Source organism: Methylovorus menthalis (assembly GCF_020523625.1).
GTDB classification, from domain to species: Bacteria; Pseudomonadota; Gammaproteobacteria; order Burkholderiales; family Methylophilaceae; genus Methylovorus; species Methylovorus menthalis.
The window spans coordinates 66,940-74,748 of sequence record NZ_JAJAQH010000001.1; the positions used below are offsets into that span (position 1 = coordinate 66,940).

Genomic DNA, 7,809 nt, shown 5'->3' on the forward strand with positions numbered 1-7,809 from the left:
TTTCGTTACAATTTATTAACAAATGTTGTTTTCATGCAACACCATGTCGTTTTGTGTAAAAGTGCTCATTTACAGCAACAAGAATTCTCACCTGGAAATCCAATTCCATCAGGCAATTAGGATAATTTATTAACAAACTGAAAGAGATGATGGTGAGGATGTTGAATAGTGCAATACGCGCCTTAAAAACTCAAGACAGCGAGCGCACGGGGGAGAGAGAAGCTATTGGACTGAATTAAAGCTCACGCTCGGAAATGGAAAACATGCGCTGATATTCTCGCATGGCATAACGATCCGTCATGCCTGCAATATAGTCGGCGACGGCGCGGGGTTTGTCTTGTTCAGCGCGCTGCTGAAACTCGTCCGGCATGATGGTGCTGTCTTGAATGAACTCGCGAAACAGCTCGGTAATAATGCGATGCGCCTTATTGCTCATGCGATTAACGCGGTAATGGCGATAAAGCTTGGTGCGTAAAAACTTCTTGAGCTCGGCTTGCTGCTTTGCCATACCAGCACTAAAACTGATAAGCGGAGGTGCGTGACGAACGGCCTCGATAGAAGTTGGGGCATGCTCGGAAATTTTCCGGCTGCTTTCGGTGCACAAATCCACGATCTGGCTATTGATCATGCGGCGTATGGTTTCATGTATCAGGCGCCGATCTGCAAGATTCGGATATTTGGTTTTCACCTGCTGCAGGTGCTCAGCAAAAATGGCTACCTCAGAAAGTTGCTCCAAGGAGATGAGCCCTGAACGCAAGCCATCATCCACATCGTGATTGTTGTAGGCAATCTCATCCGCCAAATTTGCTACTTGCGCTTCCAGCGATGGCTGGGTTTTATTGATGAAGCGCTCGCCCACATCACCCAGCTTTCTGGCGTTTTTCAATGAGCAATGCTTGAGTATGCCTTCACGCATTTCAAAGGTCAGATTCAGGCCATCAAACTCGGCGTAACGCTGCTCAAGATAATCGACCACGCGCAGGGATTGCAGGTTATGCTCGAACCCGCCGTAATCGCGCATGCATTCATTCAAGGCATCCTGCCCGGCATGGCCAAATGGCGTATGACCGAGGTCGTGTGCCAGGGCAATACCTTCAATCAGATCTTCATGCAGGTTTAAATTACGGGCAATGGCGCGACCAATTTGCGCCACTTCCAGGCTGTGAGTGAGGCGGGTGCGAAACAAATCACCTTCGTGATTCACGAAGACTTGGGTCTTGTATTCCAGCCGACGAAAGGCGCTGGAGTGAATGATGCGGTCGCGGTCGCGTTGAAACTGGTTGCGCCCCTGCGGGTCCGGCTCGGCATGCCGCCGCCCCAGACTGCGTTCGGGATGGGCTGCGTAATCCGCCAGGCGGCTCATGCTGCCAACGCCAGAGTAGCTTGCAAGGCGGCTTTGTCGTAGTCACTGGTGACCAGAGATTTGCCTATGCCTTGCTGCAATACAAACCGAATCTTGCCATCCACAACCTTTTTATCCAGCCCCATCAAATCCAGGTAGCGCTCCACACCGAGTGCTGGCGCCTCCACCGGCAATCCAGCAGCCACAAAAATGGCACGCATGCGGGCAATGTCAACATCGGACAACCAGCCCATGCGTCGCGACAAGTCAGCCGCCAGCATGGTGCCAGCAGCCACCGCTTCTCCGTGCAGCCATACGCCATAGCCCATGGCATTCTCCACGGCATGGCCAAAGGTATGCCCCAGATTCAACAATGCACGCTCGCCGGATTCTCGCTCGTCCTTGGCAACCACTTCTGCCTTGTTTTCGCATGAGCGATAAATGGCATAGCGCAACGCTTCTTCATCCAGGGCCACCAGCTCTGCCATGTGAGCCTCAAGCCACTCAAAAAATGGCAAGTCGCGAATCAGACCGTATTTGATGACCTCGGCAAGGCCGGCAGATAACTCGCGCGCGGGCAGAGTGTGCAAAGTGGCAATATCGGCCAGCACCAGCTGCGGCTGATAAAACGCGCCTATCATGTTCTTGCCCAGCGGATGGTTAATACCGGTTTTGCCCCCAACAGAAGAATCCACCTGCGATAACAACGTAGTAGGAATCTGAATAAAAGGCACCCCACGCAGATAGGTGGCTGCAGCATAGCCCGTCAAGTCACCAATCACCCCACCGCCCAGCGCGATCAGCGTGGTGCTGCGCTCACAACGGTGCTGTAGCAGCGCATCGTAGATCAGGTTCAGCGTGTCACTATTTTTGTACTGCTCACCGTCTGGCAGGATGATGGGAATGACGGCAACACCCGCAGCCTGCAATGCCTGCGACAGTTGATCCAGATACAGCGGGGCAACCGTGGTATTGGTTACGATCGCAACCTGCTTGCGCTTGAGATGCGGGAGGATCAAATCCGCCCGCCCCAGCAAGTGACTGCCGATATGGATAGGGTAGGCGCGCTCGCCCAACTCAACCTGTAATGTCTGCATATTCCTTAACCAATCAATGTTTCAATCTGGTGAACAATGGTGTTAACCGACTGGCCGCCCGTATCCACCACATGATGCGCTACTTCGCGATACAAAGGGTCGCGCTGCTCGAATAACTGCTCCAGGCGTTTGCGCGGATCCGCGGTTTGCAACAAGGGGCGGTTTTTATCGTTACGCGTTCTGATCCATAGCTCGTTCACATGTGCTCTCAGATAAATGACCGTGCCATGCTGCTTGAGGTTCTGGCGATTTTCGTCCAGCAGTACGGCACCGCCACCGGTGGCAACCACCACATCGGGCATGCGCACCAGCTCATCTATCATGGCACTTTCGCGACGACGAAAACCTGCCTCGCCCTCCACCTCAAATATATACGGAATACTGACACCAGTGCGGCGCTCAATCTCGTGATCGCTATCGTAAAACGCTTTATGCAGATGCTTGGCCAGCACACGGCCCACGGTGGTTTTGCCTGCACCCATCAGCCCGACAAAAAAGATGTTCCCCGCCATAAAAAATGCCTGTTATTTTCATAACAGGCATTTTAAGGGATTACGTTCGGACTGTCAGATATTGTCTAGCGGATAGACAGGTTGTCATCCATGATCTTGGGCGTGATGAAAATCAGCAATTCGGTTTTGTCATTCTGCTTCACGCGACGCTTGAAGGCATTGCCCAAGAATGGAATATCGCCAAAGAATGGCACCTTGTCCACGTCATTACGCTCGGTCTGCTCGTAAATACCACCCAGCACCGCGGTTTCACCGTTGGATACCAGCACCTGGGTATCCACACTCTGCGTTTCAATCGATGGCACACCGGAGAAAATCTGACCCACACGGTCTTTCTTGATGGTCAGGTCCATGATGATCTTGTCATCCGGCGTCACTTGCGGCGTTACTTCCAGGCTGAGCGTCGCATCCACAAACTGCACACTCGTCGCACCACTGCTGCTGGCACGCAAATATGGAATCTTGGTACCTTGCTGGATCTGCGCTTTTTTCTGGTTGGCGGTCGTCACACGTGGACTGGACACCACCTTGCCTCGCTTGTCTGTTTCGAGTGCCGACAATTCAAGGTTGAGCAAGAGACCGGCTGGCAGGCGCAGCAGAGTAAAGGCGAGATTACCGTAGGCATTGGAAACCGGCAGGTTGGACATCAGGTCGGGCTCACCATCGGAGCTGGTCGCCGTGCTGCCTGTTGTCGCCGTCTGGATAGTACCGTTATGGGTACCCTGAGTAATGGTGCCATCGCTGGAAACTTCCGTAATACGATTGCCCAATGTACCGCCAATCACGTTTCTGCCATCTGCACTTTGTTGGGTCATGCCAAAACGCGCCCCTAGGCTCTTGCCAAATTTTTCATCCGCAATCACCAAGCGCGACTCGATCATGACCTGCTTCACCGGAATATCGGTTTTGTTGATGATTTGCTGGATTTCTTCCAGGTGCTTGGCGGTATCCTGCACAAACACGGTATTGGTTCTAGGGTCCAGCACGGCGCTGCCACGCTTGGACAATATCTTCTGTTTTTCATCGGTGAGGATATTCTTGAGCGATTCGGCCTTCATGTATTTCAAGGTGAAGACTTCAGTACGCACTGGTTCCAGATCCTCTATCTGCTGGCTGGCTTCCAGGCTCAGCTTCTCTTTGGCCGCCACTTCTTCCATCGGCGCCACCATGATGACATTGCCGGATTTACGCTGTGTCAGCCCCTTGCTGGACATGATGATGTCCAGCGCCTGATCCCAGGGCACATCCTTCAGGCGCAAGGTCAGATTGCCAGACACCGTATCGCTGGTGATGATGTTCAGCCCGGTAAAGTCGGCAATCACCTGCAGCACAGAGCGCACATCAATATTCTGGAAATTGAGTGACAACTTTTCACCGGCATAGCCAGGCTTGCTACCTTGCACCAGCTTGTTGGGGTCTTCCACTACTGGACGTACATCAATAATGAATTTCTTGTCGGCCTGATAGGCAGACTGCTCCCAGTTACCCTTGGGCTCGATCACCAGTCGGGTATTCTTGCCCTGCTGCATGGCATCCACATAGAGCACGGGCGTATTAAAGTTGATCACATTCAGGCGACGTTGCAAGGAAGCAGCGATATCGGTATTCACGAAATCCACCACAATGGTTTTGCCCTGCTGGCGGATATCAATCCCGGCAGCGGGATCAGACAAATCGACCATCACGCGCCCTTCGCCATTCTTGCCGCGCATGAAGTCCACATTGGTCACACTATGTGACTTATCACCCGCCTTGGGTTCGGCAAAGCGGGTAACGGTAGTCTGGTTGGCAGCAACTTCACTGGTTTGCAAAAGGATGATCGTGGCATTGCCATCGGTACTGGTGCTATAGCCTACAGACTTGCTGAGGTTAAGCACCATCCGGGTTCTATCCTTGGCCTGCGCCAGGCTGACGCTTTTAAGAACGCCTTGCTCAGCCGTCACGCTGCTGCGCTGCAAACCATTGCCAACGCCGGGAAAATCCAGCGCAATACGCGAAGGGTTGGTCAGGGTAAAACCAGCGGGAACGTTGGAAAGTGGCTGTGTGGTTTGTATGCGTACCGCGACCCGCCCACCAGGCATAGCCGAAAATTCGACCTTTTCAATTTTGTTAGGGAATGCGTTCTGCTCATCTGCAGCCGCCGCCGGTGAAACTAGCGTCAACATCGCGAAGATGCCCGCCAGACCGCTAAAAAATTTGCTGTATGTCATTTCACCACCCTATTCCTGCAATCCCATGCTTGAAGTTCTTTCCGTCCAGTCGCCACTGAGCTCGTCCTGGACGATTTCTTTTAGTACCACTGCGTCATCATTAATATCGGTCACGATCCCGAAATTTTGACCCACGTAATTGCCTATTTTTACTTGCTGGATATTTTCATCCGGCGTTTTTATCAGGGCATACTTCAAATTGGCTTTGCTGAGCGAGCCTACATACTTGAGACTTTCCAGCGGATACCCCTCAAGCGGCTCGCGCGCACGATTGAGATTAGGCTGCAAGCCTCTGCCAGACTGGGCTTTGCGCGCCTTGAACGGATCATGCAAGGTGCCATCCGCGTTATACTCAAACGGGCTGTAAGGCTTTACTTCAGGGATAGGGTCGATCTTTACCTTCATATCCTTGGCTGCGTTCTGCATGAACTGGTCTAGGTCATCCCCCTGGTCGCCGCCGCAGGAACTCAGCGTCAACGCAAGACACAATGCCCAAATGACGGGCAGGGCTGCCAGGACTGAAGTTCGGGAGTGATTCATCATAATGGCCGTATCCCTTATTTCTTGTTCGCTTTTTCAGCGGCTTTTTTGGCGGCCACTTCATTGGCATCAAGATACCGATAAGTCTTGGCAACGGCCTCCATCACCAGCTTCGAGTCCTTGCTATCCTTGTTGGCGCTGCTGATCGCAATATCATTCAATGTCACGATGCGGGAAAGGCGCGATACGTCAGCCGCAAAAAGACCAAGATCATGGTAGTTACCTATCACCTTGATCGATATGGGCATTTCGGCGTAAAAATCCGCTATCACTTCCTGTCCGGGTTTGAAGAGCTCAAACTCCAGACCACGCTCCAGCCCCACCTGATTGATGTCGGTCAAGAGACCATCCATCTGGGATTTATCCGGCAGCTGCTTCAGCAAGGCACCAAATGTTCTTTCAATCTCCACCATCTGCTTTTTATAAGCATCAAGATTGATAGCCTGACGCTTTTTGCTGACAAACACTTCACGCAATTGCCCTTCCTTCGCTTTGGCCTGATCAAGCTCCTCCAGCGATGGGCTCCAGACAAACCAGTAACCAGCAGCCACAATCAACAGCAGCATCACGCCCAGCAATACCGCTTTTACCGGCAGGGGCAGGTTGCCAGCGGTCTTCAGATCAATCTGGTTGAAATCCTGTAAATTCATGAGATTTTGCCCTCAGGCTTGTCAGTGCTGTCAGGCTGTCGGGTCTTGATATTGACGTTCATGATGAAGTCATTCTGCTTGAGGCCGTTGACGGTAGCGGACTTGATTTCAACCAGGCCAGGCGATTCCATCGCAGGGGAGGAAGAAAGATTGCGCACCAGCGCGGCAACGCGGGCATTGGTATCTGCAATGCCTTCAATGGTAATAACGGCGCCCTGTTGCTTGATGGATTTCAGGAACATCCCTTCCGGCAACTCGCGTGACAACTCATCCAGCACCATCACTGTCTGGCTGCGATTGGTTTGCAGGTTTTCCACTACTTGCTTGCGCTCAAGCACGGCGCTGATTTCGCTCTTCAGCTCCTTGATCTCGGCAATCTGCTGGTCAAGCTGGGCATTAGCTTGCTCGAGGCGGGTATTCCGGTTCGCCTGAGCATCAATACTGGCGCCGATAAAAGTCTGCACCATAAAGACAATGACGACGCCCAGAATCAGCGTCCCCACCAGCATGACGTTGAATTCGCGCTGGCGCTCTGCTCGCTTGTTCTGCCGATGTGGCAGCAGGTTGATTCTGATCATTCATCCACCCCGCGCATCGCCAGTCCACAAGCAATCAACAAAGATGGCGCATCTGCCACCAGTTGCTGTTGTTTGATCTTGGGATTAATCGTCATGCCGGCAAACGGGTTGGCGATAATCGCGTTAACCTGCGTGCGCTCCTGCACCAATGCATCAATCCCGGGAATCGCGGCACAACCGCCCGCCAGAATAATGTGATCGACCCGGTTGTATTGAGTGGAACTCGTGAAGAATTGCAGGGCACGTGCCACTTCAAGCGCCAAAGTCTGCATGAACGGCTGCATGACTTCGGACTCATAGCTTTCAGGCAGGCCGCCTTTGCGTTTGGAGATTTCAGCTTCTTCTGGCGTGAGGCCAAAGCGGCGCTGGATTTCCTGGGTAAGCTGGCCACCACCGAATGTCTGCTCGCGGATATAAACCGACTGATTGTCATGCAGGACATTGATGTGCGTCATCACCGCGCCAATATCCACGATCATCACGGTTTGCTCGCGCCCCTGATTGGGCAATTGATTGGCGATCAGCGTGTAGGCCGCCTCGGTAACGTAGGTTTCCACATCCACCACCAGCGCCTTGAGGCCAGCGCCTTCCACGGCAGCAACGCGATCTTCGATTTTTTCCTTGCGGGAGGCGGCAATCAGGACTTCGACTTCATCCGGGCTGCTGGCAGCAGGTCCCAGTACCTGAAAGTCGATATTGACTTCATCGAGCGAGAAAGGGATGTATTGATTGGCTTCGCCCTCGACTTGCAGCTCCATCTCTTCTTCGCGCAAGCCGCCAGGCATAATGACTTTTTTACTGATAACAGCCGCGGCTGGCAATGCCAGTGCTGTGCGTTTTTCACGGGAACCGAGGAGCTTCCAGGCGCGCTTGACGGCGT

At 52.8% G+C, this 7,809-nt stretch carries 8 protein-coding genes; all 8 read right to left on the bottom strand.

What is annotated here, in order from left to right:
• Positions 1 to 235: 235 nt before the first annotated feature.
• Positions 236 to 1,363 carry a deoxyguanosinetriphosphate triphosphohydrolase gene (locus LG204_RS00320; protein ID WP_230335403.1) on the bottom strand — a complete coding sequence of 376 codons (1,128 nt, stop codon included), beginning with the start codon at positions 1,361 to 1,363 and terminating at the stop codon, positions 236 to 238.
• Complete coding sequence (aroB, locus tag LG204_RS00325; protein WP_230335404.1) at positions 1,360 to 2,439, bottom strand: 3-dehydroquinate synthase; 1,080 nt, start codon at positions 2,437 to 2,439, stop codon at positions 1,360 to 1,362. Before aroB ends, LG204_RS00320 begins: the two co-directional genes overlap by 4 nt.
• A 5-nt stretch (positions 2,440 to 2,444) precedes the next feature.
• Positions 2,445 to 2,951, bottom strand: a complete 507-nt coding sequence (locus LG204_RS00330) for a shikimate kinase (protein ID WP_230335405.1) — start codon at positions 2,949 to 2,951, stop codon at positions 2,445 to 2,447.
• Positions 2,952 to 3,016: 65 nt separating this feature from the next.
• Positions 3,017 to 5,161 carry a type IV pilus secretin family protein gene (gene pilQ, locus LG204_RS00335; RefSeq protein ID WP_230335406.1) on the bottom strand — a complete coding sequence of 715 codons (2,145 nt, stop codon included), beginning with the start codon at positions 5,159 to 5,161 and terminating at the stop codon, positions 3,017 to 3,019.
• A 9-nt stretch (positions 5,162 to 5,170) separates the two neighbouring features.
• Positions 5,171 to 5,704: a pilus assembly protein PilP gene (locus LG204_RS00340; protein ID WP_230335407.1), complete on the bottom strand. Its 534-nt coding sequence runs from the start codon at positions 5,702 to 5,704 to the stop codon at positions 5,171 to 5,173.
• Positions 5,705 to 5,718: 14 nt separating this feature from the next.
• Complete coding sequence (locus tag LG204_RS00345) at positions 5,719 to 6,351, bottom strand: type IV pilus inner membrane component PilO (RefSeq protein WP_230335408.1); 633 nt, start codon at positions 6,349 to 6,351, stop codon at positions 5,719 to 5,721.
• Positions 6,348 to 6,929 (bottom strand): PilN domain-containing protein, encoded by a 582-nt coding sequence (locus tag LG204_RS00350; RefSeq protein WP_230335409.1) that lies wholly within the window; start codon positions 6,927 to 6,929, stop codon positions 6,348 to 6,350. Before LG204_RS00350 ends, LG204_RS00345 begins: the two co-directional genes overlap by 4 nt.
• On the bottom strand, positions 6,926 to 7,809 hold an 884-nt coding region (locus LG204_RS00355), incomplete at its 5' end, for a pilus assembly protein PilM (protein WP_230335410.1). The genes LG204_RS00350 and LG204_RS00355, both read right to left, overlap by 4 nt.